Consider the following 25,067-nt stretch of genomic DNA (forward strand, 5'->3'; position numbering starts at 1 on the left):
CCCTAGCCTGTTTAGAGAACAGCTTTTTTTCTAGGTTCGGACGTATAATTTAATTTATCAGTAACGCAAATCCGTTACCCGAACCAAGGAGTAGGTAAAGGACAATGACTGAATTACTTCAAAGCCTCAGCACACAAAACGAGTTCGTTGCTCGCCACAATGGACCAAACAAACCTGACCAACAGAAAATGTTGGAAGCGATCAACGCAGTTAGCCTAGATTCGCTTATCGACGAAACCGTACCAGCACAAATTCGCTTAGAGCAACCAATGAGCTTGGCAGAAGCGAAAAGCGAAGCAGACATGCTGGCAGCAATGCGTAAGTTCGCCGATCAGAACCAAGTTAAACGTACATTCATTGGTCAGGGTTACTACAACACCTTCACGCCGAACGTGATTCTACGCAACGTGATGGAAAACCCGGGCTGGTACACTGCTTACACCCCTTACCAACCAGAGATCTCACAAGGTCGTTTAGAAGCACTTCTAAACTACCAACAAATGGTGATGGATCTTACTGGTATGGAAATCGCGAACGCGTCATTGCTTGATGAAGCAACGGCAGCCGCAGAAGCGATGACACTTTGTAAGCGTGCGGGTAAAAGCAAGAGCAACGTATTCTTCGTTGCTGACGACGTTCACCCACAAACCATCGAAGTGGTAAAAACTCGTGCGAAATTCATCGGCTTTGAAGTCTTGGTTGGTTCTTTAGAATCACTACCAGAGCAAGACGTGTTCGGCGCACTAGTTCAATACCCAAGTACAACAGGTGAAGTTCGTGACCTAACGGACATCATCGCTAAAGCGCAAGCAAACAAAACACTAGTGACTGTAGCAACGGACCTTCTTGCTTCTACCCTACTTAAACCTGCAGGTGAAATGGGCGCAGACGTAGCAATCGGTTCAGCACAACGTTTTGGCGTGCCGATGGGTTACGGCGGTCCACACGCTGCTTTCATGGCAACGCGTGATAAGCACAAGCGTACAATGCCTGGTCGCGTTATCGGTGTTTCTATCGATACCAACGGTAACCAAGCACTTCGTATGGCAATGCAAACGCGTGAACAGCACATCCGTCGTGAAAAAGCGACATCAAACATCTGTACTGCTCAAGCACTGCTAGCGAACATGGCGTCTTTCTACGCGGTTTACCACGGCGCAGAAGGTCTACGCACGATTGCTCGTCGTACGCACCACATGACAGCCATCCTAGCCGCTGGCCTAACTAAAGGCGGCTTCGAGCTTGCTCACAACAGCTTCTTCGACACCATCACTATCAACACAGGTGCACAAACTGAAGACCTATACGCGAAAGCACTAGCCGCAGACATCAACCTACGTAAGTTGGGTACTCAGCTAGGTGTGAGCTTCGACGAAACCACAACCGTGGCAGATGTAGAAGCCCTATTCGCAGTATTCGGTGTGAAAGAAGAAGTCGCAGCACTATCAACTGAAATCGCAGGCAACGAGTTTGCAGCCATTCCAGAAGCATTGCGCCGCACAACAGAATATCTAACACACCCTGTGTTTAACACGCACCACAGCGAAACACAGATGATGCGTTACCTAAAACAGCTAGAGAACAAAGACTTCTCACTCACGCACGGCATGATCCCACTGGGCAGCTGTACGATGAAGCTGAACGCAGCAGCAGAGATGATTCCAGTAACTTGGCCTGAGTTTGGTTCGATCCACCCGTTCGCACCAGCAGAACAAGCAGCTGGTTACGCAGCACTCGCAAAAGATCTTAAAGAAAAGCTATGTGAAATCACTGGCTATGACGCATTCTCACTACAACCAAACTCTGGTGCATCGGGTGAGTACGCAGGTCTTATCGCGATTCAACGCTACCACGAAAGCCGTGGCGAAGGTCACCGCAACGTATGTTTGATCCCAAGCTCTGCGCACGGTACTAACCCTGCGACAGCATCTATGGTGTCAATGAAAGTGGTTGTGGTTAAGTGTGATGAAGAAGGCAACATCGACATCGACGACCTAGCAGCGAAAATCGAGAAACACAAAGACAACCTATCAAGCATTATGATCACTTACCCTTCTACGCACGGCGTTTACGAAGAGAAAGTGAAAGAAGTGTGTGAAATGGTTCATGCCGCTGGTGGTCAGGTTTACCTAGACGGCGCTAACATGAACGCGCAGGTTGGTCTAACATCACCAGGCTTCATCGGTTCAGACGTTTCTCACCTAAACCTACACAAAACCTTCTGCATCCCGCACGGTGGTGGCGGTCCGGGTATGGGTCCTATCGGTGTGAAATCTCACCTAGCTCCTTTCCTACCAGGGCATATTGAAGACGGTGTAGAAGGCGCAGATTTCGCAGTATCAGCAGCAGATATGGGTAGCGCTTCTATCCTACCTATCTCTTGGGCTTACATCGCAATGATGGGCGAAGCTGGCCTAACAGATGCTACAAAAGTAGCAATTCTGAACGCAAACTACGTGATGGAAACACTTCGCCAACACTACCCTGTTCTTTACCGTGGCAAAAATGGCCGCGTAGCGCACGAATGTATTATCGACATTCGTCCGCTGAAAGAAGAAACAGGTATCAGCGAAGAAGACATCGCGAAACGTCTAATGGACTACGGTTTCCACGCACCAACTATGTCGTTCCCTGTAGCGGGCACGCTAATGGTTGAGCCAACGGAATCGGAAGATCTAGAAGAGCTGGACCGCTTCTGTGATGCGATGATCGCTATCCGCGAAGAAATGGAGAAAGTGAAAAACGGTGAATGGCCACTGGATAACAACCCACTTGTTAACGCGCCACACACACAAGTTGATCTTTCAGCTGAAGATTGGGACCGCCCTTACTCTCGTGAGATTGGCTGCTTCCCGTCTAAAGCGACCAAATCTTGGAAGTACTGGCCAACGGTAAATCGCGTAGATAACGTATACGGTGACCGTAACCTAATCTGTTCATGCCCAAGCATCGATAACTACGAAGATTAATTTTTGTAGTCTCTAAATCGACAAAGGCGAACCGTTTGGTTCGCCTTTTTGTTTTTGGTGTGCCGCCCTAACACTTGTTGATACATCGAGAAGGAATGATGGCTAGTTATTGTTTGCACAAAAGTGATTTAGAAATACAGTAACTTCTGAGAACCTTTGAATTAGCACTAATATCTCAGAGCCTTAAAGGCTTGTTGGAAACTCCTCATGAACACTATGCTATGCAGGTGCTATGTAGTTTCTAGTTCAGTTGCAGTAAGTCCCATTTATTACCATAGAGATCTTGGAACACCACCACTGTCCCGTATTCTTCCACACGAGGCTCTTCATTAAATACAACACCATTTTTCTTCATCAACTCGTAGTCACGCCAAAAATCATTAGTTTGCAGAAACAGGAAAACACGACCACCTGTTTGATTTCCTACTGCATGCGTTTGCTCCGGTGTACTCGCTTGAGCTAAAAGTAGGTTTGTACCATTGGAGTTTGGAGGAGAAACTTGAACCCAGCGTTTACCACCACCTAGGTTGGTATCTTCAACCAGAGTGAATTGAAGTTTTTGAGTATAGAACTCGATAGCATCGTCGTAATTTTCAACGACTAGAGCAATGTTTCCGATTTGCTGCTGAACAGTTTTGGCCATGATGATTTCCGCTGTGTCAAAACGCTAATTGTACGCTATTTTGAGACTTTTCCAGAAAGCACGTAACGCCTTGCAAAGGTTTAAGGCACACAATACGAATGTTTACGCACAGCGCCTTTGTCACTAGAACCGACAAACAATATAGCTGCCACCAGTGTCGAATCTTGATTGAGCAACTTATTAAAGCCTTAGCTATAACTCAAGAGTAAACCTCTAACCTAATAACGAAGGCTGCTCGTATACCATGGTATTATAGTTCTTCTAGTTTTCCCTTAGCTAAATCTTCTTGTTGCTTAAGGAACATGAAGAAGTTTGCCTCACTGATAAACGGGTTACCGCTTGTGCCGAGCTTCTTCCTATTTTCAAAAAGGAAATTTTTATGTGGATGGTTCGAAAGGTTAACGTTCACAATAGGTGCCTGTAGTGAAATTTTTCTAATTTTCTCCATGCTAGTCAGGAACTGGCCAATAACTTCTGGATCATTGCTACTTACGCTATGCCCACCAACGATAAAAGCACGATATTGTTCGCCATTATCTTCAACAGCGAAGTCTAAGGAATAATCACCTTCCGTGTGGCCAGGTGTGAGATAGAACTTAAACTCATGTCCACCAATAACCATGGAGCTATCGCTTTTTATCTCTATGTCTAAATTTGGAGGAAGGAACTTGTTCTCACCTTCGCTTTTGTTTGATTGCTGTATAGATAGTTCATGAGCGCTTTTGGTCATCACGACTTTGGAACCATACTTCTCTTGAAGTAACTGGGCGCCCCCAACGTGGTCAGAATGCCCATGAGTTACCAATATGTGCGTTATTGGCTTATCTTTTAGCCCTAGCTTCTCTAGGTTGATAGGTATCCACTCAGAGTAAGGGAAGTCAAGCGTATCAATGATAACAAGTCCGTCTTCTGTAGCAATGGCATATGATGAGACCCACTTGTCTCCTACATAATAGACATTATCAAACATCTGAAATGGTTCTACATAACCGTTCTTATCATTCATTGCTGGAACATATTGACTTAAGGAAGCAAAAGACGAAGCACTGAAAAGTAAACCTACAATAATTTTTTTCACGAAATCGCACACAAATATATCCTTAATAATTTCTTATAGAACTTCGCGGATGAGAAAGCTCTAAACGATTTTCAGAGGCAAATACAACTGCAAATACTTTCTACTTAGCTTGAGTTTTAGCTGACCGAATCACTTGTAAACTCGAATCCCATTAACTGCCTATGTATTCATGATTCTTTTAGAGGTTAAATAAATGAACTCAATTGAAGCAGAGTCATGAAGCTTCACTTGAGGTTACCGGCACAGCACAATGTGATAAACCTCTTTCAAGCAAACATTTGAATGCGATTTTTCCAATTTAAGACATGTTCAATAAATGCATCAACTCTTGCAGGCCTTTTATCGCGGTCTCGATACATAATGAATACTTCTTTACCCGAGCATTGCCATTCCGGCAACAAAGGCAGCAGGTTATGTTGATCATGATTTAGCTCATGAAAGTAATAGGTTGGAATCCACGCAATTCCTAAACCATGGATGACGGCGTCTCTAACTAGTAGTACATCATTTGAAGTGAATTGAAACTTTAGCGGATGATCAAATGTTTCATTGGTGATTTGATTAACTAATTTCCATTGGCTGTCGTTGTTTACCGTAATTAGGCGATGATGAACAAGTTGTTCTGGATGGGTAATCGGTTGGTGTTGTTCTAAATAGCTTCGTGATGCACAAAGCGCAAATGGAATCGACCATAATTTCTGAGCAATCCAGTCTTGTTCAATAAGATCACCAAGACGAAAACTAACATCGACACGGTTAGATACAAGATTGATTTTTTCATTCTGTACATCTAAATCGATACATATCTTCGGATGTTGCTCTGCAAATTCATAAACGCACCGCTTTAACCACATCTGTGTCATGTTAATTGGCGCTGATAGTTTTATCGTTCCGCTTAAAGACTGACGCTCAGTCGCAATTCTCGATGTCACATTATTTAAGCTAAGAAGTAATGGCTCACAGAGTTGATAATATTTTTCGCCATCAGTTGTTAACGCAAAGTGGTGTGCACTGCGGTTAAATAGTCTGCAATTTAAGTTTGTTTCCAGCCTTTTTAACTTCCGGCTTAGCGTGGCTAACGGGACATTAAGACGCTCAGATGCTTGTGTTAGGCTTTGATAACGAGCAACAGAAACGAATAACAAAAGGTCATCCAAAGAGTGACGTTCCATATTTGGGATTAACCCTCTTAAATTTGGCTATTAAAAATCAAATATGAAATATATAGCATTATCGCGTCAAGTTAATTTTTATCAGGAAGATCTATGTCTAAGCATTTATCAATTTGGTGCGGTGTTGTTGTCGCTATCTTTTTTTGGTCTAGTAATTTTAACGTAATAAAGGCTATTAATAGCGATGTCTCTCCTTTGGATTCAGCGACGTTACGGTTTTCCGTTGCAGCTTTAATACTCTTGTTGATAAGAGGTACTAAACGCTCTCCATATGGAGCCAAGCTCACACGAAAAAGTATGTTGTCGTTGTTTGTTATAGCAACCGTGGGGGTAACTATCCAAAACTTCTCTATTTTCTCTGCAATGAGCTTTACTACCCCAGTTAACGCAGCGGTTGTTCAGGCAAATCTACCACTTGTCACTATCTTGTTGTCGGGCTTTATTCTCAAAACTTCCATTTCGGTTAAAACTATTTTAGGTGCACTAATCAGTTTTTGTGGAGTGGTAATCGTCATTACAGGGGGAAATATTCATTCTATTAGCAGCAATAGTAATATTGGTGATCTATACATGTTATTTGCTTTAATTAGTGGGTGTTTATACACAATTCTAGCGAAGCGTTTAACATCTCATATCCCAGTAACTCAGCAGTTACGTTGGGTGTTAAGTATTGGTGCCATTCAAATGGTCGCTATAGCGATGTACCACGGCGACTTTAGCCGTAGCTTAAATGCCATAACATTTAAAGACCTATCACTAATAGCGTACATGAGCCTGTTTGGCACTTTGATCGCTTATTACTTTTGGATGAAAGGTGCTATCGTTCTTGGTCCAGATAAAATGTCTCCATTATTTAATATTATGCCGGTATTCACTCTACTGATTTCGTTCATTTCTGGTGAGCAGGCTCAATGGGAAAATGTTTTAGGCGTCTTTATCGTTGCGGCTGGTGTGTATATAGGTAACTCAGCACCTTTTGCTCGTTTACGGAAGGTGGTGGAGTAAAAATAGACGCCAACCTTAAGTCGCATTATTTAGAGCAATACTTTGTTAATTGGCATAAGTTTTCTTGGTTTCCAATAGGTACATTTTTTCGCTTTCGTCGTTCACTCTTTTATCTAACTTTATTGAGTGCATGTCGAAAATCTTCAATCTTTTGCTAAGAGCGTTTTTTACTATGTAAAAAACAAAGGAGAATGACCATGAAAAAACGACTCAACTATATTGAAGTAGCGCCAAAAGCAATAGAAATCCTATACGCTCAGGAAGCTTACTTCCATGAACAATTTAGCCAATCAGAAACTATGAACATGATCATATGGGAACTGGTTAAGTTACGCATATCGCAAATCAATCAATGTGCATTTTGTATCGACATGCATAGTAAAGATGCGCTTAAGTTAGGTGAAAAGCCGGAACGCATATGGGGGCTTAGTGCATGGAAAGATATGCCATTCTACAGCGATGCAGAACACGTTGCACTAGGTTGGGCTGAATTACTAACTGCTGGCCTACCAGTAGATGATGATACCTATCAGCTGACCTTGAATACCTTCGGAGAAGAAGCTATGGTCAACCTAACAATTGCAATCAACGCGATCAATAGTTGGAACCGAATAGTTAAGGCATTTAAGCCAAAGGTTGGAGTCTATAAACCTCGATAATTCTATTTGACGGTTCTTACTTGTAAGCCACTGCTTATACCTCAACTTAATAGGATGAAAAGTACATGTGTATCACTTTCTCATTTAAGTTGAGGTTAAATAGGATGATTCATTTGAACTTAGAATTTGATATTTTAAAACCTCAAAAGGCTTTAGCTGGCTATGTTCAAGCCATTTGGTCAGCATCCGTCAAACCTGATACGACGCAAACCGTACGTAAACAATTACTCAGTGATGCTGGTACAGGTGTGGTATTCATTTTACAGAATGAAGTACAAATGGATGGTGAGTGGCAAACGCCAGGGGTTGTCCTACTACCTATAAGCATTCTGGCACATCAGGTCTGCCTACCGCCAGGTGCGGTGATGACTGGCGTACGCTTTCATCCTGCTGTTAGTTATCAACTATTTGGTAAACGTCTAGAACAGCTATTGCGGATTCAAGACGACCACCCTTTGGCTTCTTCTGCGCTAGCAACATTTGAGTCTCTGCAAACAGCGCGTTCGCCATATGCAAGGATTTCTACGTTATATCGCTGGGTTCAAACACTGATTGACGAATATGAACCGCGGTATGTCGGCCACATTATTGACCAACCTACAGGGACCATCAGTCAGCGCCAGAGAGAGCGCAATTTTCAGAAATGGTTGGGGATTACTCCTAAACATTACCAACGCATTAAACGAGTTAAGCACACTTTAGAGCAACTCCGAGCGCAACCCGATCTTACTTTATCGGAGTTGGCGCTAGAGCAAGGTTTTTCCGATCAAGCACACATGACTAGAGAGTGTAAGCAGATTGCGCGCATGACACCGAAGCAGTATGTCCGAAAGAGAAACCTCTAAACCTTATTAGCTTTCTACATCAAACCCAATTGATTCAGAATCGACCATATACTTGTTACAATGTTCGATCATATATCACCTACTTTTTCGATCGCTCATTCCAGCTTGATGTGAGTTGGTTAGCTCGCTTTTGATGCCGCGTGCCGCTCTACCATAAACGCGATCGCTTCTTCATTTAAGCAAGATTTGCTGATGTATTGGCGTTGTTTACCAAGGTGAAGGATAAAGCCCAAATCAGTTTGTTCGAATTGGTCGATATCATTCCAAGCGAGGCTGCGGTCAACTTTACCGCTTTTGTAGCGTACGCCATCTGCATTCACTTCAAACACCACTTTACTGCCGCGGCTTGAGCTGATGGTTTGACGCCACAGCCACCAAGTTCTTTTGAAGTAAACGCTGCACGCTTCAATCACACTCAATACGATAAAGAACCAACCGACATAACCGTTAGGTAGCAGTTCAAACTCCAATAAAACCACACCAAAGATAAGAAACAGCATCCCTTTTAGGTACGCTTGTGGGAACTTCGTTGGCTGGCTAGTTTGATCATAACACTCAGCAAAGAAAGGCTTGTCGAGTATGTATTCTGTAGTGAATTCGAAATCTTTAGACATGTATGGTTACTTCAAGGCTTCTGTAAATGAGTAATCTTGGTTGCACTCTCGCAACACCTGCATTGTAGCGCTTCTCGGGATTTATCTTTAGTCCTTTTGATTCTGTTTTGTAAATCAATGATACCGCCACGCCAAAAGACCTCGGTGCACTCGCCAAGATCAAACAAGGCGAACCATTTGGCTCGCCTTGCTAATTAATAACCTGTGTGACTTGTTGAGGTTTTCTACTTTAGAGGGTCGTTGTCTGGCAACGCACTGTGTATCCATACTGCCAGTCGGTGTTTGATGCTTGCGCCGTCTAGCTTGCTTTCCGGTAGTGGCGTGATCTGTTTAGCATCAACCAAGAATAGGTAAATCGCTTTTACTCTTAGAGGTTGTGGTGACTGAGGAAGGTCAAAGCCTTGTAGCTTCGCCATCTTCCCACCAATCTCTAGTGCCTTCTTAACCAGTTTGTCTTCATTGTGAAGCTTGGAGCTTTTTGACATTTATAAATCCTCTTCTTCGCTTCAATTAAGAATACATGAAGTGTCGCGTATGGCGTGTTAGTAAGCTCGCATATTGATAAGTTTATGCCTTCTTACCGAGTAACTGATTGAAAAACGACCTTAATTCGTCATCACCAAGATTGAGCAGGTAGTCACCAATATACCATTCAACAATCGATTGATTTGGATGTGCCGTGACTTGCGGGTTACCAAACCAAATGCCCTTTTCCGTGGCAAACGTGTGTTGGAGTTCTTTCAACTCTTCGCAGCTAAATGGCAGGATAAGGTGCAACATATTTGCTTGAGGCTGGGTTGGTCTTACCGCCAAAGATGGGAACTCATCAATGATCTTGTAGATTTGTTTTGTTCGCTCAAACAGAGCCCGCAGCTGCGCCAACCTTTCATCGAACGGCATTGCCGCAGACACTACATAAGGTGTTCTACTAATGATTTATTTAGAACAGAGATCATGCTCACCGTAAACGAGCCACTTTGGCAAATATGCGGTTTCTGGAATTGTCCAGCCATACTTATCGTATGCCAATGCAGCAAGACCAATCAGTTTCAGAGAAACATTTCCTTTTGGCGAATAGCGAACATCTTCATTTATGTAGAACTGGTAATGCGCCTCTAACGCATCCCTCAGTGCCTCTTGATAATGTGCCTCATCGCCATCGATAATGGCAACAAACACATTCACAAATGGAATAAACAAAGAGTGTACATATGGCACTCTGGTTGATTCTAAGTATTGCGGGGAGGATTTCTCCATCACAGTTTGCAATAACTCTGGTAACGCTGATGAATTGCTAAATACACCGTTAACGAACTCGACTAGCGCAACATCGAATGGATCTTTTAAACGCACTAACGACTCATCCATGATGGTCATCAGCTCTACGCAGCGCCAATCTCTCGCGGCCATCGCTAAACAGATTTCATCCAACCAAGCATCCATCGTTCCCCCTGCAATAGAACGGTTACCTACTTCCGAAAAATGTCGGTGCCCAACGGAGAATTCAACCACTTTGTCTGAATGATTGGCCAGCAAGTACACGTTATTCAGTAACTCAAGCGCTCTTTTTATATAAGCTGGCGAGGCCTGATGTTGTCCGTATTTTGAAGCAGTGAAGAATGAATCAAGCGAATACCAAGCGTCGCCTTTCATTCTTTTGAGAGGTTGCTGATAAAAAGATTGTTTTTCATCAAGCATTTCTTCCCAGAAGTTGTAAAAATCTTCATCTTCCTCACGAAAAATACGCAATTTTCTTTCTTCAGGTATATCTAAATAGTGATTTTTTATTGTTTCCATCGTTCCCTAGCCTCGCATTATAAATTGTTCTAATTTTTTGCTGTGATGATATTCATCCTCAAAATCAAGCCGTGAATGATGCCGAAGTTGATTTATAAAATCAATTTATAATCAGTATGTTGTATCGAAAGTTAATGCTTAATTGAAATGAATCGAAAAGCCGAAAAACATTTGAAATATAAGGCTACCGCACAAGCCGCGATGGGTAAGCCAGAACGTACCTGTCCATAAACAGTGGACGACGAATACTGACTTTGTGGAGTAAAGATAGACAGATATTCACCATTGTGTTCGCCTTTCTTTTTCTGTCGCTTTCGATAATACTCTTGCGCAATATTACTCAGCTGGAAATTTTATGCCTCAAGCAAACTCTGTGGTCGTACTCGACTTTGAAACCACAGGTCTCTCTCCTACTTTAGGTGATCGCGCAATAGAAATTGGTGCAGTAAAGTTAGTCAATGGCGAGGTTGTCGATAGTTTTCAGCAACTCATGAATCCCGGTTTCAGAGTGAGTTCTTTCATTGAGAACTACACCGGCATTACCAACAATATGTTGCGATCGGCACCAAGCTGCGAAGAGGTAATGGCGTCATTTAGTGAGTTCATTGCTGGCGAGAACCTTATCGCTCACAACGCGTCCTTCGATAAACGATTTTTAGATGCAGAGCTTGAACGAATCAACTGTGGTTATTCGGGTGAGTTTGCTTGCACCTTACTGGTGGCAAGACGGCTCATTCAAGATGCCCCATCACATAAGTTAAGTGAACTTGTTCGCTATAAAAATATCGACAACGACGGCGTTTTCCACCGTGCACTAGCCGATGCGCAAATGACAGCCAAGCTTTGGCTCTTAATGGTCGAAGGGATAGAAAACTCAGGCGTCGAAAAACCAAGTTTTCAGTTGATGCAAACGGTCAGTAAAACAGCCAAAGGAAAAGTCGACCTGCTACTCGCCAAAAGCCGTGCGTAACACCCTCCGAACTAAAAGCTGATTCTAGTCTCTTAGACGTTTAAGTGATTTTCGATATACATGCGATATTGGTTATATCTGTCAATATCGCAGTGCTTCTTATTCAAAACAAAGATCGCTTGGGTCACTCTATCCTCCAAAACTTCTAAAAAAATCGTGAATTATGTCTCACCGATTTAGATACTCGCTATAGTCACTCGAGACAATACGCAACAATTCGAGGTGTATTCACTGACTACTGATTTGTAAGCTATGATCAACAATGTTTTTCTGTTCTTAGAACAGTTTGCAGCTTTACTCATACTCGTACTGATTTCTGTTTTTGCTGTTGGCTTTTTATTTTTTGGTAAGGAAGCTCAAGAGTTTACACCAAGCATAAAAGGACGTATTACGAAGAACGATACTCCCATAAAGAATGCAAATGTAGTACTTAACATTCGGTCAGCAAATCGTTCTTTCGAACGTAGCTTCACCACGAATACAAATGGGGAATTCAAGTTTGATCCTGTTTTCAGAAAAAGGAACAAAGTTCTAAGTATTTTCGATGGCCTATTTCAAACAATATGCAGTGTAGAAGTGACCACAACCGTTGCCAATCAAAAGGTTGTTATTTGGAAAGGAATTTTCAGGCATCATGTCATCGGTATGAAGGAAAGAGTAAATATGTCTAATTTAAACTGCGAAGCCACCAACCCCATCAGAAAGTTTGAATTTCAATCCCATGGGGATTCCGTAAGTAGTCAATGTGACTTAAGTGATTACTTAAAAGTAAACAGATAGAGTAATGTTTACTCTATCAAACTCCTCAACTTCCTAATCCGAACGCGGCAGTTCGCTGGTCTCACCAACCAAACTGGCTTACTATGCCAGGTACCTAAAACGCTTTGTGAGTCACTCATGAGCAGAAAAAATAACAAAAATCTCAGCATTCTTCTTAAACTCAACACCTTTGTTTCACCTTATAAATGGCGTGTTGCTGCTGCCTTAGTTGCCCTAATCGCAACAGCCAGCCTAACGCTATCCGTCGGCTACGGCGTGCGCATTCTTATCGATCAAGGCTTTGCTCAGCAATCATTGCAAGAGCTTACCAATGCGATTCAGTTTATTGTCGGTGTCACATTGTGTATTGCCATTGGGACTTTCTTTCGCTTTTACCTTGTCTCTTCCGTAGGTGAGCGCGTTAGTGCGGATATTCGCCTTGCGGTGTTTAACCATGTGATTACGCTGCATCCGAGCTATTTTGAGACCAACAGTAGTGGCGACATTATGTCGCGCTTGACTACCGATACCACATTGCTGCAAAGCATTATTGGTTCATCGTTCTCGATGGCGATGCGTAGCGCTTTGATGTGCTTTGGGGCCATCATAATGTTGTTTGCCACTAACGTTAAGCTCACGCTGATTGTGCTTGCTTCTGTGCCTTTGGTTCTGGTTCCGATTTTGTTTTATGGACGACGCGTGCGTGCGCTCTCTCGCCAAAGTCAGGACTCAATGGCCGATGTCGGAAGCTACGCTGGAGAAGCGATAGAGCATATTAAAACCGTGCAAAGTTTTAGCTCAGAGTCGCATGAACGAGCGGCTTTCGCTGTCGAGGTGGAAAAAGCTTATGAAGTAGGCAGACAGAGAGTAAAGCAGCGAGCGATCCTGATATCAGGCGTTATTGTGATTGTGTTCAGCGCGATTGCAGGCATGCTTTGGGTAGGCGGCAGCGATGTGATTCACGGAAAAATGTCTGCGGGTGACCTAGCCGCATTTGTGTTTTATGCCATTATGGTTGCCTCATCGACTGCAACCATTTCCGAAGTCATGGGTGAATTGCAGAGAGCCGCAGGTGCTACCGAACGGCTGATTGAGATCCTTCAAGTAGCCAGTGATATTAAAGCGCCAAGCAACCATTTGCCTGTCCGTGCCGACATGCCTGCTGAGGTTAACTTTAATTCAGTGAGTTTCAACTACCCTTCTCGCCCAAATCAACCAGCTATCAAAGAGTTAAATCTAACTGCTGAACAAGGAAAAGTGTTGGCGTTGGTCGGCCCTTCTGGTGCAGGTAAAACAACACTATTCGAACTGCTGCAACGCTTTTATGATCCGCAAAAAGGGCAAGTGTTGTTTGGTGGTGAAGATATTCGACAGTTCGATCCAAACGAGCTTCGACGTCAAATGGCGCTCGTACCACAACAACCAGCGCTGTTTAGCCATGATGTTTTCCATAATATTCGCTACGGTAATCCTGAAGCGACGGATGAACAAGTTATCGAAGCCGCGAAAAAAGCCCATGCCCATGAGTTTATTGAGAAGCTTCCCGAAGGCTATCACAGCTTTTTAGGGGAGCGCGGCGTTAGGCTATCAGGCGGACAAAAGCAGCGCATTGCGATTGCTCGCGCGATTCTAAAAGATCCAAAAATCTTACTGCTAGACGAAGCTACCAGCGCCCTTGATAGTGAAAGTGAACATCACGTTCAGAAAGCACTTGAAGCTCTAATGAAAGGACGCACAACGCTGATCATTGCTCATCGTCTTTCGACTATCCAACATGCGGATAAAATTGCGGTGCTCGACAATGGCGAATTAGTCGATGTTGGTAACCACCAATCATTAATGCAAAGCTGTGAGTTGTATCAGCGACTTGTGGCATTGCAATTTAAGCACTTGGAGTAACGCCTAGTTAAGCGCTCAAAAATAAGCAAAGGCGGACCAAATAATTTAATAACAGGAGTTTAACGATGTTTTTGTGTCAGTCCAGCGAGCCCTTGCGAGACTAGGAATCTAATAGCAGCGCTCTGAGTGGTTAATGAGATAATTTAGACCATGAAAAGCTAGGATAGAAGATCCCACATCATATCCCATCGTCGCTGTACAAGGTGACGAAATACAAAAGATGCCACTCGCAGTTAAACGAGCGGCATTAAACCAAGCAGCTCGCCTTTTAACAAAGGAATTCCAGTAAGAATCCAGTAACCAGCGTATTCTTCCTTCAACTAGAAACACCGTTCACAACCACCATATAAAAACCATTCAACTTCATTTGTAACAATCTAGGTTTCAAAAATAGGAAATCATTGCTGAAAAAGTTTACCGCGTTTTGTGTTGCTATCTATGGTTACAATGTTTGAGACATCAATGCCTTTAAACCAAGCAACACAAAAGCGGCACCGATATGAACAGCGAAGCGAAACAACTATTTTCTTATCTATGTCAGCGATACGATGCGCTTTCTCAAGAGCTTGAGTCTCGCCCTTTTCCTGAATTTTCTGAGACTATTACTCATCCTCTTGGGCACTGTTTAGTCCGTTGCCCATCAGGTAGCCAACGCTTTTCTATTGTAGCAGTCAACTTTGCACCCTCCGTTCGCGGGCAAGGCGTGCTTACTGCATTTATCGACTACATCAAAAGCAATCCTTACCACTACCAAGGTGTTGAGGTTGCAATCATTGAAAACAAGAATTTAGCTAAACGGCTTTTGTCTCTTGGCTGGAAGTACAAGTCCCTGTTTGGCAAGATTTTCTTCGCTAGCAAGCCGACCCTAGTAAAGGACTTTCAGTCTGCGTAATAGTTATTACGAAACCGCATCGACATCCAAAGTAAAACCATCACTCAAAATCCGTAAGCATGTTGAAAAAAACTTGGCGATCTTCTGCAGTACTTCCTCGATGAGCAGTGTATTCAACGTGCGCGTCTGCGCTGGCTTTTGGGGATAGATTGATGCCCCATAACGCATTAATTTGGTTTGGTACGATGGAATAACGCATATCAACAATTCGCATTTCATTATTCGGATCCGTCGCTACAAAACCGTTTGAAAACCAACGGAAACGTTCGATGTCTCTTGCTTGTTGCGATTGCGGGTTTAGCCACGGAAATTGCTCTTTTATATTTAACTTTGGAGTTGATTCGCCAGGGTAAATTTTTATTGAACGCCCCACCCTTACGGCATCTACATAGTAGCTCTCTTCCGTTTCATAAATTAGTTTCCAAACCAAAAGATTGCTGAAACTTGGTTTGGCTTTTAATTGTATAGCGTTGTGTTGTCGCTCTTTGACGATTTCCCAACCAGCTACTTCTGCTCTATCTCGCTGGATCATTCCAAGACTTAGGTAAGCCAGGCACCATAAAAATGCAATGCGGGCATAGTTTGGGCTTCGCTTCAGTGCAACAAACAAAAGCAATATTAAAATAGGGAGTGTGAACGCGGGGTCGATTACCGAAATAGTGTTCCAAGCATAACGCGTGTTGCTTATCGGCCATAGAAGCTGTGTTCCATAACTGGTGCATGCGTCTAATAACGCATGGGTACTATAACCAAGCGCGCAGTAAAACCAACTCTGCCGGAAGCTTAGTCCTCGCTTTTTTGCGAACAATGGATACAACAACAAAGCACAAATGAAACTACCAAACGGGATAAACAAGAGCGAGTGAGTAAATTGGCGATGGTATTCCAAATACAGCAAAGGATCAGTTGAAGAACGGATTAGCACATCTAAATCCGGAGCCATCCCAGAGACCACGCCCAACACGCCAACAACTGCAAGGTTTCGCTTGTTGCTCACCGCCAGTGGCAAAGCTGCACCCAATAAACCTTGCGTTAACGGATCCATCGTTCACTTCCTTTAGATAGATGAAGCTCAGCTGGAAAGCGTACACGCTCAATAGTCGGTTCCAATTTAAAAACCAGAAGGTTCTTCGACATAAATTATCCGCATTTAAGTGGAAAACAATACACGACTTAGTCATGCATTTGCTTGTTTAGCAACAAACACCTTGATTTAGTGTAAGAAGGAATCACGCCGTTCGCTAGTGAACGAACAAATCTGAGTCTAGGCTTGTTTGGTATTTCAAACCCGAAGGTTTATCTGACGCGAAAAAACAAGGCGAACCCAATGGCTCGCCTTGTTTCTAATTTACTGAACGATAAACGACAGGTGTTTAGTCTTGAGGATTCTCTTTCGCGTTGATTTCAGCGTAAGTGTGCAGCAGCTCCGTCAATGTTTTTACCCACGCAAAAACATCCGAAGGTGCATTTTCGATTAGTTTTTCCACTAGAGCACAGTGTGTTTCTAGCGTGATGGCCTCTTCCAAACGGAATGAGATCGCGTAGAAATGCCAAAGCACCAATCGCGTCATTCGCTCGCTATTTTGCTTTGCGTTGTCTGAGTCATCAAACGCTTGTTGAATTTCACTCAGTGCGATTGCTGTCATGCGTAGCATTGCATCAAGACGTGCAGACAACATGCGGTCTTCACTATCCACTTCTTCTTGATCAAAAGTGAACAGCTCATTCATCACGTCTTCTGGCACCATTTTACTGATCATACGAGCACTAAACTCTTCCAGCTCATGGCGAGGCATAGTTACAAGACAATCGAAGGTGTAATCACGAAGCATAAAATCACTCTAGGTTAGAAATCAATTTCAGCCTCGCATTCTAAATATTGAAATTTCAATTGCCAGTGTTAATTTCTATCCATCTACGAAAAACTACAAAACACCGTTGATTGCAATACCAACACCAATCCGCTGCTGATTATGATCATAGTCGATCAAGCTCTTACCATAACCCGCTGAGTATTGTGCGTACCCCTGAACTTTGCCCCAAATCGGAAATGACACACCCAGTTCTGCAAAACCCTTATGTGTTTGAAAGTTCTGGCGACCTAAAAAGGTAAACTCGTAACCATTCCACTTGTAAGCACTCGATAGCTCAAAGTGTCCCATATAGTCTTCGATATCCGGGTTATCATCACCTTTGGGATCATTAGGCGATGTCTTTTCATCTTCAGGTATACGCCACCAAGGCTGGATAGAAACCGCAAAATTGTCTTTTGCAAAGGTTAAGTTGGCATAGACACGGTTCCAACTGCGCGATAGCTCCTGTCTCTGACCGTTAGACTCATGTTCAATACCAAAACCTAACCAAGTCGAACCATCAAGTGGTTTCCAGTCTGTTGGGGTGTAGTAAAAAAGCTCTGGACGATAATTGGTTTCACGGAATGGACGAGATGCTGCACCCGTGTATACCTGCCAAAATGATTTAAGAGTCATTCCAAAAAACAGACCATCGCCATCAAACAACAAGTCATCATAGTTCATTGGTACTTTAAAACTGATTTGGAACTCCGCCTCTTCCTTACGCAGTTCATCGCCGTATTTGGTGTCGGCATACGCGCGTTTATTTACACGATCACTGTATGTAAACGGAAGAATATAGTTAACGCGATGCGCGACTAGGCTAAACGGTTCGAACGCGTTTTCTCGTTCTGATTCCAAACGCTTGTCGACCAAACTTTCCTGAAGTTCTTCAGGCTCTTCAATTTCTGGATCTGCGGGCACTGTGCTGGTTACTGTGTCAAGCTCACACTGCGCGCGAATGCTCTTTATGGTTTCTTCACCTTTGCTTTGCTTTATTTTGTCTAGCAAACATAAATCATAAGCACTGGCTGTTTCTCCCATCGCAACTGGCGCTGCCAATAAACTCAGTATTGATATCCCTGCCACTTTTGAAGCCATCTGAAACCCTTAATATTCTTTATGTCAAACCAGATAATTTTAGTTTTTCTTGGTAAACCGCTTGCCATTCTGACGTTAAGGCAATGTTAAATGTCCGCCGACTTTACGTCTTGGATAAATGCAACAGACTTTAGACATATCGGTCAACTATGATCAAAGCGCAAAAAACAACCAAGAGTTGAGCATCATAGATAAAAACCACTCGTTTGCATGATGCTCATGTTATCTATGCAAAATACTGGCTCGTAACTTTGATTGCAAACCCGGCTATGAATAAACCCAAACCATAACCCAAATGCGCCAATGTGCTAAGAAAACGGGCTTTCCAAGGTGTTGGGGTTTTACTCGCAGCAAAACCAAATCCTAGACAAGGTTGAATGACCAAAAATGGGAAGATCAACGTTACCACGCCTGTAATTAAGCTGGGCATTAGACTGGGCTCTACCAACCAATGATGACCAAAAACAGTAACGTGAGCCAAAGCGAAAGTAACGCCGATGGCATAATGCAAAAACCAGCCAAGTGACTTTTCTCCCGGCATCGCCTCTGACGCCATAATTGGCGCATGCATAAGCTTTCCTTGGGGCATGTACAAAACCCAGCGCGCAACCAACGCATAGTTTAATGAAGGAATACCAAACACTCTCCTTTGTAACCATGCCCATAAATCCATTATCAAAGTGGCACCAATCCCTATTAGCACCGCTTGCAATCCCATTAAAAGCAGCATTTTTCTCTCCTCAAGTTTTTGATTTGTTAAGGTCTTAGTTGCATGCTACAACTTAAAGCCAACTTGAAGTCAATGGGGAATAATATGGATATTGCAGAAGTGGTTAGAAAATCAGGATTGCCGACTTCAACGCTCAGGTACTACGAACAGCTGGGGTTAATTCGCTCGATAGGAAGGAATGGATTGAGACGCCAATATTCACCAGAGGTACTCAATACACTCAATTTAATTAGTTTGGGGCGTATCGCTGGAATATCGCTTAACGAAATGGCAGAAATGTTGAATCAATCAGAAGTTTCAAAGCCATATATCGATCGTGACTTACTAACGAAAAAGGCACTTGAGATTGATGAGCAAATAAAACGTTTGAAAGCGGTGCGAGACAGCCTAAACCATGTTGCCACCTGCCCTCATGAGTCACATATGGACTGTTCTTCATTTCAAAGGCTTATGAAGGTCGTAAAGCGTTATGTCCCCCAAAAGCAGAGATAAACCGCTCTCCCTACCGTCCTATTCTTGATTTACAAGGAAGTAACTCGCGGTTGTGAGTTACTTCCTTTCATATTACTTAGCTTGCGATTTTACGTACTTCTTCACTTTTTTCATCGCCATTTTTTGCTTTAACGGTGAAAGGTAATCAATGAACAAGTTACCAGATAGGTGATCAATTTCGTGCTGCATCACAATCGCCAAGAACTCATCGCTCTCGATTGTAATCGGGTTGCCATCACGGTCTAGTGCAGAAACAACAACTGACGTGTAACGCTCTACATCTGCGTAGTACTCAGGAACAGATAGGCACCCTTCTTGACCAAGTGCTTTGTTTTCTCCGCTCACCACTTCTGGGTTAACCAAGATTAAAGGATCATTGCGTTCGTCAGAGATATCGATGACAACAACCGCCTCTTTTCTGCCTACTTGGGTTGAAGCTAAACCGATACCATTGCCCGTTGCGTAAAGTGTTTCTAGCATATCGTCTATCAGCGTTTGTACTGTCGATACATCAGTGACTTTTTCTGCTTTTACTTTAAGCCTTGGGTCTGGAATGGAGAGAATTTCGAGGACTGCCATACTTACCTTTCATATCTATAAATCGTAATTCGTGGCGAATTATACACACGTTTCTCGATACATAAACCTGCTAAGCTATCTTGCGCACAAGGTATAAACCATTAACTCAAACTACAACACAATAAATGGGTTTGCCTTTTAGATAAAAATCCTACAAACAGGAAACTAAAACGCCAGCACATTATGGCTGACGTCTTGTCATGATCCTAATTGAATCGTTTGTTGTATTTTATCTACTGACTTTCCTTGGCTTTGAGTAATACTCTAATCGCCATTTTCTCACCACTTTTTAAAATTAAGTAGGCGATGCCAATCGTTATTAGCATTATGATAGCAATAAAAATACTTACCCCACCGAGCTCAGATAATAAATAAAACGGAGAAATATCTAACGACATTAAGATAAGAGAGAACACTACCAAACTTGCTAAAGTCCACAGTAAAACAGCATACCATCTTGTTTTTGATGGCATTACATCTCCAGTCTTGTAGCCGAAGTAATAACCAACACTCATGGCTGGGATTAACGTGCTAAGAAAGCCTGTACCACTCATTTCTATCCCAACAATATATTCAATGGCCAACAGCAATGCAGCCCAACAAACGGACGCCAGACACAACAGAGACGTAACAAGAAGTACCGATGGTGGCTGGTTTATTTCTGATTCTGAATAGTTATTTTTTAATTCCACTTTCATTTCCTTCCATTTATTTGAATAAAATAAGCGTTTTAGATCATGCTTCCGCTTGGACAACCTAGAGAAACAACACCACAAGAAATACAACTTGTAGCTTTTTAAATAGTTTTATTTTCATTTAACCTAGATTCCAACTAACTGTTATTTTTTAAAACTAAACCCTCTCTCTCAAATTGTATATTCAATAAGTTTACTCATATGGGCCCAGTGCAACCATGTTAATACGTTCTATGTATCAGAAACAATTCATTTATTTCCAATGACACTAGTGAGACTATGCGACGTGATTGGAATCTCACTTAAGTTTTCATGGACCTATCGCGCTGAAAATTGAATCCTCTACCTGTCATAAAATAAAAAGCCGTCAAAACCAGTGGTTCTGACGGCTTTTTATAAGCGCCCAGGGGTCATTACCTACACAATTACTGCTTGAAGCTTATCTAGTGACAGACCTAGATAGCTAATAGTCATCCTTGCTATCGGAGGACTTTATTGGCTTTTACGCGGACTTTAACTAACACATCACCATCGACCAACCTAAGGTCGAATATTGGTGAATGTCGCGGTGGCGACTCCATCACTTTGTGACGACAACGATTTTACGTCTGCGCTAAAGTAATACGGATTAAGTGGCATTTTATTCTCTGCTGGTCGCGCGTAGTAAAGCTTGGCGGGCTGTTTTGCCATTTGTTGCGCGTACAAATACCCGACCAACGCATGTTCAAACTGGTGGTAACCATTTCCCCAATGGAACGCTTTGGTTGATTTAGGACTCAGACCGACTCCTCCATATTGATGATCCACCCATACGTCCATAAAAGTGGGTAACGTGTATTGAAGCGTTTCTTTCATCGAACCATCGACAAGAGAAACTGTCATCGCCGCTTGATCGAGTTCTGCCCATTCCCAAGACGAGCTATAGTGCTTGTATGGTCTTGATTGCCAAGCAGGAATGCTCTCTTGTGCCCATTTACTCTGCCATTCTGGTGAGAAAAGTGCTTTGACTTGCTCAAAGTTTTGCTGATATTGCGCTTGCTTAAGCGTGTGTTTCATTCCTTTGAAACCAAACTCTGTCCAATTGGAATTTTCCAACAACTGACCAGTGAGATACGTCATCCAATACGCTTTGATGGTGTGTCCAAAATCATTGTGTTTCGCATCTGGCATCATTACCGCTTTGTGGTGTATCGCGCCATAAAAGCGCTGCTCTTTGACGGAATGGTAGTTATCTAGCATCACTTTCGTCAGCCATTGCAGATCTTGCTTCCACTTGGCTTGCGCTGGCGCTGGTAAAAGTGGCGCCGTTAACAACAGATAGCCATTGATCTGGTCAAGTTGAGCGACTAGCTCTTGCTGCTTCGCACTTTCCCCATCACCGTCTTTCAAAACCCAAGCCAGACCGCGATCATCGCTTCGTCGGTATTGTTTAAATATAAACGCTTGCTGGTCGATGAGCGCTTGTTCGACCTTTGGATCTTGAGTCAAGTAGTAGTACATCGCCAAACCCACCAAGGCGTAAGCTTGGTCTTGAGAAGTTCGTTGTTGCCACTCCATCCCCGGTTTCCCACTACGCGTAAAGCTCACAAAGCCGCCGTTTTTCTCATCTTGTAGATGATCAATCAGGTAATAAGCCCCTTTCTTTGCCAGCTCTAATGCTTGCTTGTCACCCGTAAGATGAAAAAGCACGCCATAAGCGTAAGTTTGGCGCGATTTCATGCGGGTGTATTCGCGATCGAAGTGCGGGCTAATCCACCCTTTGTTTAATTCTCCACACGGCTTTTGTGGGTCGAGAATGACACCGTTATCACAACGAAAAGTCGGAAAATTCCCCGCAGGTTGTCCATGCGCGCTTTCCATCATCCAATATGGGGCTAGGCCATTCGTCACATGGTTTAACCAATCATCCCCCGAAGGCAGGCCTACATCAGCAAAGCTGCTCATGCTCGTCGTTGCGAGCAATAAGGTAAGATATTTAAAAGACATAACACTCAATTAAGTTATTGAATTTTATCCAGTATAAATAACTCCCTTTACGCATATTGTTGTCGTGCTCACAATCGCCTTACGCATTTGTTTGCATCAATCATCTTTCAGCCTTGTTCGATGACTGAGCCGAGAATAAACGCTACTCTGTCTTCGACTGACATTTTGGGCACTTCGATCAATTGATAACCAAATTTGTGATAAGCGTTGACCATCTGTTGATACGTAGCCACCGCTTCAGAAAAATCTTGCTTTCGCTCTTCGTCGTTGCTGAATATCGACGTCCACGGTGGAAAAATGAATACTTGAGAATGATAACGAAGCGTCTGGCAATGCGTGATGAGCTCATGCGAGATTGGCAGTTGTTCCAACTTACTGTAGCCATATACGTCCACAATACTGCGATCAAAAAACACATTCCCTTGGTGGACATTGAAAGCTCGGTAATTGCTCACTTCTGCCTTCATCATTTCGTCTCGAAAAGCTTGTTTGTCATTCCAAGGTAATGCTGAACCGTGATTGGCAACCTGCGTTTGTATTATTTGACGGCCGGTTTCTGGCGCGCAGATAAAACCTTGTGTTTTTAGCTGTTCGATTACCGAAGTTTTCCCTGCACCGGGACCACCAGAGAATACGATAAGTTTATTCAAAATCTTTTCCTTATTTTTTGTTTGAGTGAAGTAATGCGTGTACAGCCAAGAAAATGGGCATCATCTGGCGTTTGAAATTGGCATTTGGCACGCCAGCGTTAGCGAGATCGGTAGTGGGAAATTTGGGGAATAGAACTGGGCAGTGAAGAGATATACAAAGTAAGAACCGAAACGACGTGTTCATCGGTTATGGAAAACGGAGGAATGCTGAGCGAAACAAGCTCGCCCAAAATACTGGGTTGGGAAATGGTGCGATTGGTCCTGCTGGTTAACGCGTCAATTGGATATCTATATCAAGAAAATGGCACCTAAGCCTAAGAACGCAAAGAAACCGACGACGTCGGTAACGGTCGTCAATACTACCGAGCCAGCCACGGCGGGGTCAATGTTAAACTTCTTCAACGTGAATGGTATCAACGTACCCGATGCCGCGGCCGCCAAACTATTGAGGAAAATGGCACAGCAAATAATAAGTGCCAATGGCCAAGAGTCAAACACCATGTAAACGACACCCGCGATCACCAATCCCATAATTAAACCATTAATGGTGGCGATTTTTAATTCCTTATTCACCAATAGCTTCAAGTTACTTTGGTGCAAGTGGTTCAATGCGATACCCCGAATGGCCACCGCTAAGGTTTGGCTACCTGCGATGCCGCCCATACTCGCCACAACAGGCATTAAGATAGCAAGCGCAACGACTTGCTCGACCACATTATCAAAAATACCAATGATGGCAGAGGCAACAAAAGCGGTCAGCAAGTTAATCACTAGCCAAAGTGCTCTTAACCTTGTCGCCACGCTTAATGGTGTGAACAAATCTTCTTCGCTTCGTACGTTTTCTGCCACTACAGCTTGTAGGCTGAGTTCGCGCAACGTAATCGCGATGGTCGCCATCGACAAGACGCCCATAATTTTGCCACCAGCCATGATAGGAAACCAATGTGCTCCACCATCAATCGAGACTTGTTTGCTGACGCTTTGAATCGTTTGAATATCTTCTAGAATTGGCGTAACTACGGTCAAGTCGGTAAGTTTGATATGATTTTCGTGCAGCAACAGGGTTTGCGGCTCTATCGTACCAATCACACCACTTGCATCACGCACAATAATCAACCGCACTGGACTTTGCCCACGTTTTAGCAGCTCGGTTTTGATGCCTCCTACGCTGTTTTTAGGGTTTGCGACCAGAAAGTGAGGCTCGGCATAACGTCCAACTTTGTTGTCTTCATACGACAATGCTTGTTGGATATGCGCGACAGACTCTTCACTTTGATCAATAAGGTATTCATCTACAAATTCGGTCGGTAGAAAGTCCGCAAAGATGATCAGTTCTGAATCCGTTATGTACGCCAAGCGTTCATGTTGTAAGTCTTTATTGAGTGATTGATGAATGTGCTTGGCGGTGTCGTATCGGAGCAAATTTAATACCGTCCAATACTTCTCAGGCGGCACTGCTTCTATGACACGCTTACGGTAAGCAATGTTGACCGATTCCAAAATGTTCGCAATCTGTGCTTCTTGATAGTCTTTCAAAAAGCTCAAGTCTTCGGTCGATTCTATCGCTTTAATGATCTCAGCAAGCAAATGTGGCACTTTGCGGTTAATTTGCAATTGGTTGGAATCTATCATTACTTTTACCTATAGCTTTCACTACCACATTCGCCACATTGACGATA

At 43.2% G+C, this 25,067-nt stretch carries 24 protein-coding genes and 1 pseudogene; 9 read left to right on the forward strand and 16 right to left on the reverse strand.

The window, feature by feature from the left end:
- Positions 1 to 104 precede the first annotated feature (104 nt).
- On the forward strand, positions 105 to 2,969 hold the full coding sequence (gene gcvP, locus R7E42_RS08000; RefSeq protein ID WP_318072567.1) for an aminomethyl-transferring glycine dehydrogenase: 2,865 nt from the start codon (positions 105 to 107) through the stop codon (positions 2,967 to 2,969).
- 241 nt (positions 2,970 to 3,210) lie between these two features.
- Here gcvP and R7E42_RS08005 read toward each other — a convergent pair whose 3' ends face one another.
- From R7E42_RS08005 to R7E42_RS08015, 3 genes are all read right to left on the reverse strand, one after another.
- On the reverse strand, positions 3,211 to 3,612 hold the full coding sequence (locus R7E42_RS08005; protein WP_005388788.1) for a VOC family protein: 402 nt from the start codon (positions 3,610 to 3,612) through the stop codon (positions 3,211 to 3,213).
- A 250-nt stretch (positions 3,613 to 3,862) separates the two neighbouring features.
- The gene (locus tag R7E42_RS08010; RefSeq protein WP_225455282.1) at positions 3,863 to 4,690 is read right to left on the reverse strand and encodes an MBL fold metallo-hydrolase; all 828 of its coding nucleotides are present in this window, start codon (positions 4,688 to 4,690) and stop codon (positions 3,863 to 3,865) included.
- 266 nt (positions 4,691 to 4,956) lie between these two features.
- On the reverse strand, positions 4,957 to 5,862 hold the full coding sequence (locus tag R7E42_RS08015) for a LysR family transcriptional regulator (protein ID WP_054730378.1): 906 nt from the start codon (positions 5,860 to 5,862) through the stop codon (positions 4,957 to 4,959).
- Between the two features lie 93 nt (positions 5,863 to 5,955).
- Here R7E42_RS08015 and R7E42_RS08020 point away from each other — a divergent pair, with 93 nt between their 5' ends.
- From R7E42_RS08020 to R7E42_RS08030, 3 genes are all read left to right on the forward strand, one after another.
- Complete coding sequence (locus R7E42_RS08020) at positions 5,956 to 6,867, forward strand: DMT family transporter (RefSeq protein ID WP_047104114.1); 912 nt, start codon at positions 5,956 to 5,958, stop codon at positions 6,865 to 6,867.
- A 197-nt stretch (positions 6,868 to 7,064) separates the two neighbouring features.
- A complete protein-coding gene (locus R7E42_RS08025; RefSeq protein WP_005376442.1) occupies positions 7,065 to 7,526 on the forward strand; it encodes a carboxymuconolactone decarboxylase family protein in 462 nt (153 codons plus the stop codon).
- A 104-nt stretch (positions 7,527 to 7,630) separates the two neighbouring features.
- Positions 7,631 to 8,371 carry a helix-turn-helix domain-containing protein gene (locus R7E42_RS08030; RefSeq protein WP_172563782.1) on the forward strand — a complete coding sequence of 247 codons (741 nt, stop codon included), beginning with the start codon at positions 7,631 to 7,633 and terminating at the stop codon, positions 8,369 to 8,371.
- Between the two features lie 119 nt (positions 8,372 to 8,490).
- Here R7E42_RS08030 and R7E42_RS08035 read toward each other — a convergent pair whose 3' ends face one another.
- The 4 genes and pseudogenes from R7E42_RS08035 to R7E42_RS08050 form a co-directional block, all read right to left on the reverse strand.
- Positions 8,491 to 8,985 (reverse strand): YcxB family protein, encoded by a 495-nt coding sequence (locus R7E42_RS08035; protein WP_318072568.1) that lies wholly within the window; start codon positions 8,983 to 8,985, stop codon positions 8,491 to 8,493.
- A 224-nt stretch (positions 8,986 to 9,209) separates the two neighbouring features.
- The gene (locus R7E42_RS08040) at positions 9,210 to 9,470 is read right to left on the reverse strand and encodes a DUF5062 family protein (protein WP_005376453.1); all 261 of its coding nucleotides are present in this window, start codon (positions 9,468 to 9,470) and stop codon (positions 9,210 to 9,212) included.
- A gap of 82 nt (positions 9,471 to 9,552) precedes the next feature.
- A pseudogene (locus R7E42_RS08045) lies at positions 9,553 to 9,921 on the reverse strand (threonine aldolase); the annotation flags it as partial.
- Entirely contained in the window at positions 9,922 to 10,782 is an 861-nt protein-coding gene (locus R7E42_RS08050) for an immunity 49 family protein (protein WP_017820973.1), read from the reverse strand.
- A gap of 355 nt (positions 10,783 to 11,137) precedes the next feature.
- Between R7E42_RS08050 and R7E42_RS08055 the strand changes: the two genes are divergently transcribed.
- The 4 genes from R7E42_RS08055 to R7E42_RS08070 all read left to right on the forward strand — a co-directional run bounded on the left by R7E42_RS08055 (position 11,138) and on the right by R7E42_RS08070 (position 15,302).
- Positions 11,138 to 11,752 carry a PolC-type DNA polymerase III gene (locus R7E42_RS08055; RefSeq protein WP_017820974.1) on the forward strand — a complete coding sequence of 205 codons (615 nt, stop codon included), beginning with the start codon at positions 11,138 to 11,140 and terminating at the stop codon, positions 11,750 to 11,752.
- Between the two features lie 252 nt (positions 11,753 to 12,004).
- Positions 12,005 to 12,532, forward strand: a complete 528-nt coding sequence (locus R7E42_RS08060) for a carboxypeptidase-like regulatory domain-containing protein (protein ID WP_248486356.1) — start codon at positions 12,005 to 12,007, stop codon at positions 12,530 to 12,532.
- 117 nt (positions 12,533 to 12,649) lie between these two features.
- Entirely contained in the window at positions 12,650 to 14,410 is a 1,761-nt protein-coding gene (locus R7E42_RS08065; protein WP_318072569.1) for an ABC transporter ATP-binding protein/permease, read from the forward strand.
- Between the two features lie 499 nt (positions 14,411 to 14,909).
- Complete coding sequence (locus R7E42_RS08070) at positions 14,910 to 15,302, forward strand: hypothetical protein (RefSeq protein ID WP_213969411.1); 393 nt, start codon at positions 14,910 to 14,912, stop codon at positions 15,300 to 15,302.
- 40 nt (positions 15,303 to 15,342) lie between these two features.
- On the opposite strand, the gene R7E42_RS08075 is transcribed toward R7E42_RS08070, so the two are convergent.
- The 4 genes from R7E42_RS08075 to R7E42_RS08090 form a co-directional block, all read right to left on the reverse strand.
- Positions 15,343 to 16,347, reverse strand: coding sequence for a metal-dependent hydrolase (locus R7E42_RS08075; protein ID WP_213891365.1), 1,005 nt, complete (start codon positions 16,345 to 16,347; stop codon positions 15,343 to 15,345).
- 328 nt (positions 16,348 to 16,675) lie between these two features.
- Positions 16,676 to 17,134 (reverse strand): hypothetical protein, encoded by a 459-nt coding sequence (locus tag R7E42_RS08080; RefSeq protein WP_005388759.1) that lies wholly within the window; start codon positions 17,132 to 17,134, stop codon positions 16,676 to 16,678.
- A gap of 93 nt (positions 17,135 to 17,227) precedes the next feature.
- The gene (locus R7E42_RS08085; protein ID WP_017820977.1) at positions 17,228 to 18,256 is read right to left on the reverse strand and encodes a phospholipase A; all 1,029 of its coding nucleotides are present in this window, start codon (positions 18,254 to 18,256) and stop codon (positions 17,228 to 17,230) included.
- 226 nt (positions 18,257 to 18,482) lie between these two features.
- The gene (locus tag R7E42_RS08090; RefSeq protein ID WP_005376471.1) at positions 18,483 to 18,986 is read right to left on the reverse strand and encodes a DUF2938 domain-containing protein; all 504 of its coding nucleotides are present in this window, start codon (positions 18,984 to 18,986) and stop codon (positions 18,483 to 18,485) included.
- An 84-nt stretch (positions 18,987 to 19,070) separates the two neighbouring features.
- Here R7E42_RS08090 and R7E42_RS08095 point away from each other — a divergent pair, with 84 nt between their 5' ends.
- Positions 19,071 to 19,478 carry a helix-turn-helix domain-containing protein gene (locus tag R7E42_RS08095; RefSeq protein WP_021707542.1) on the forward strand — a complete coding sequence of 136 codons (408 nt, stop codon included), beginning with the start codon at positions 19,071 to 19,073 and terminating at the stop codon, positions 19,476 to 19,478.
- 72 nt (positions 19,479 to 19,550) lie between these two features.
- On the opposite strand, the gene def is transcribed toward R7E42_RS08095, so the two are convergent.
- From def to R7E42_RS08120, 5 genes are all read right to left on the reverse strand, one after another.
- Positions 19,551 to 20,057, reverse strand: a complete 507-nt coding sequence (gene def / locus R7E42_RS08100; protein WP_005388756.1) for a peptide deformylase — start codon at positions 20,055 to 20,057, stop codon at positions 19,551 to 19,553.
- A 233-nt stretch (positions 20,058 to 20,290) separates the two neighbouring features.
- On the reverse strand, positions 20,291 to 20,755 hold the full coding sequence (locus R7E42_RS08105; protein ID WP_017635325.1) for an ABZJ_00895 family protein: 465 nt from the start codon (positions 20,753 to 20,755) through the stop codon (positions 20,291 to 20,293).
- Between the two features lie 537 nt (positions 20,756 to 21,292).
- Entirely contained in the window at positions 21,293 to 22,738 is a 1,446-nt protein-coding gene (locus R7E42_RS08110) for an AGE family epimerase/isomerase (protein WP_085569062.1), read from the reverse strand.
- A gap of 107 nt (positions 22,739 to 22,845) precedes the next feature.
- Positions 22,846 to 23,388, reverse strand: coding sequence for an AAA family ATPase (locus R7E42_RS08115; protein WP_170960430.1), 543 nt, complete (start codon positions 23,386 to 23,388; stop codon positions 22,846 to 22,848).
- A gap of 288 nt (positions 23,389 to 23,676) precedes the next feature.
- Positions 23,677 to 25,020 (reverse strand): magnesium transporter, encoded by a 1,344-nt coding sequence (locus tag R7E42_RS08120; protein ID WP_171342916.1) that lies wholly within the window; start codon positions 25,018 to 25,020, stop codon positions 23,677 to 23,679.
- Between the last annotated feature and the right edge of the window lie 47 nt (positions 25,021 to 25,067).

Origin of the sequence: Vibrio sp. Vb1337 (genome assembly GCF_033338715.1) — a bacterium.
GTDB classification, from domain to species: domain Bacteria; phylum Pseudomonadota; class Gammaproteobacteria; order Enterobacterales; family Vibrionaceae; genus Vibrio; species Vibrio alginolyticus.

Bases quoted from the DNA above. Each gene is read 5' to 3' on its own strand.
- gcvP (WP_318072567.1), top strand. From the start codon at position 105: ATGACTGAATTACTTCAAAGCCTCAGCACACAAAACGAGTTCGTTGCT.
- R7E42_RS08005 (WP_005388788.1), bottom strand. From the start codon at position 3,612: ATGGCCAAAACTGTTCAGCAGCAAATCGGAAACATTGCTCTAGTCGTT.
- R7E42_RS08015 (WP_054730378.1), bottom strand. From the start codon at position 5,862: ATGGAACGTCACTCTTTGGATGACCTTTTGTTATTCGTTTCTGTTGCT.
- R7E42_RS08020 (WP_047104114.1), top strand. From the start codon at position 5,956: ATGTCTAAGCATTTATCAATTTGGTGCGGTGTTGTTGTCGCTATCTTT.
- R7E42_RS08025 (WP_005376442.1), top strand. From the start codon at position 7,065: ATGAAAAAACGACTCAACTATATTGAAGTAGCGCCAAAAGCAATAGAA.
- R7E42_RS08030 (WP_172563782.1), top strand. From the start codon at position 7,631: ATGATTCATTTGAACTTAGAATTTGATATTTTAAAACCTCAAAAGGCT.
- R7E42_RS08035 (WP_318072568.1), bottom strand. From the start codon at position 8,985: ATGTCTAAAGATTTCGAATTCACTACAGAATACATACTCGACAAGCCT.
- R7E42_RS08040 (WP_005376453.1), bottom strand. From the start codon at position 9,470: ATGTCAAAAAGCTCCAAGCTTCACAATGAAGACAAACTGGTTAAGAAG.
- R7E42_RS08050 (WP_017820973.1), bottom strand. From the start codon at position 10,782: ATGGAAACAATAAAAAATCACTATTTAGATATACCTGAAGAAAGAAAA.
- R7E42_RS08055 (WP_017820974.1), top strand. From the start codon at position 11,138: ATGCCTCAAGCAAACTCTGTGGTCGTACTCGACTTTGAAACCACAGGT.
- R7E42_RS08060 (WP_248486356.1), top strand. From the start codon at position 12,005: ATGATCAACAATGTTTTTCTGTTCTTAGAACAGTTTGCAGCTTTACTC.
- R7E42_RS08065 (WP_318072569.1), top strand. From the start codon at position 12,650: ATGAGCAGAAAAAATAACAAAAATCTCAGCATTCTTCTTAAACTCAAC.
- R7E42_RS08070 (WP_213969411.1), top strand. From the start codon at position 14,910: ATGAACAGCGAAGCGAAACAACTATTTTCTTATCTATGTCAGCGATAC.
- R7E42_RS08075 (WP_213891365.1), bottom strand. From the start codon at position 16,347: ATGGATCCGTTAACGCAAGGTTTATTGGGTGCAGCTTTGCCACTGGCG.
- R7E42_RS08080 (WP_005388759.1), bottom strand. From the start codon at position 17,134: ATGCTTCGTGATTACACCTTCGATTGTCTTGTAACTATGCCTCGCCAT.
- R7E42_RS08085 (WP_017820977.1), bottom strand. From the start codon at position 18,256: ATGGCTTCAAAAGTGGCAGGGATATCAATACTGAGTTTATTGGCAGCG.
- R7E42_RS08090 (WP_005376471.1), bottom strand. From the start codon at position 18,986: ATGCTGCTTTTAATGGGATTGCAAGCGGTGCTAATAGGGATTGGTGCC.
- R7E42_RS08095 (WP_021707542.1), top strand. From the start codon at position 19,071: ATGGATATTGCAGAAGTGGTTAGAAAATCAGGATTGCCGACTTCAACG.
- def (WP_005388756.1), bottom strand. From the start codon at position 20,057: ATGGCAGTCCTCGAAATTCTCTCCATTCCAGACCCAAGGCTTAAAGTA.
- R7E42_RS08105 (WP_017635325.1), bottom strand. From the start codon at position 20,755: ATGAAAGTGGAATTAAAAAATAACTATTCAGAATCAGAAATAAACCAG.
- R7E42_RS08110 (WP_085569062.1), bottom strand. From the start codon at position 22,738: ATGTCTTTTAAATATCTTACCTTATTGCTCGCAACGACGAGCATGAGC.
- R7E42_RS08120 (WP_171342916.1), bottom strand. From the start codon at position 25,020: ATGATAGATTCCAACCAATTGCAAATTAACCGCAAAGTGCCACATTTG.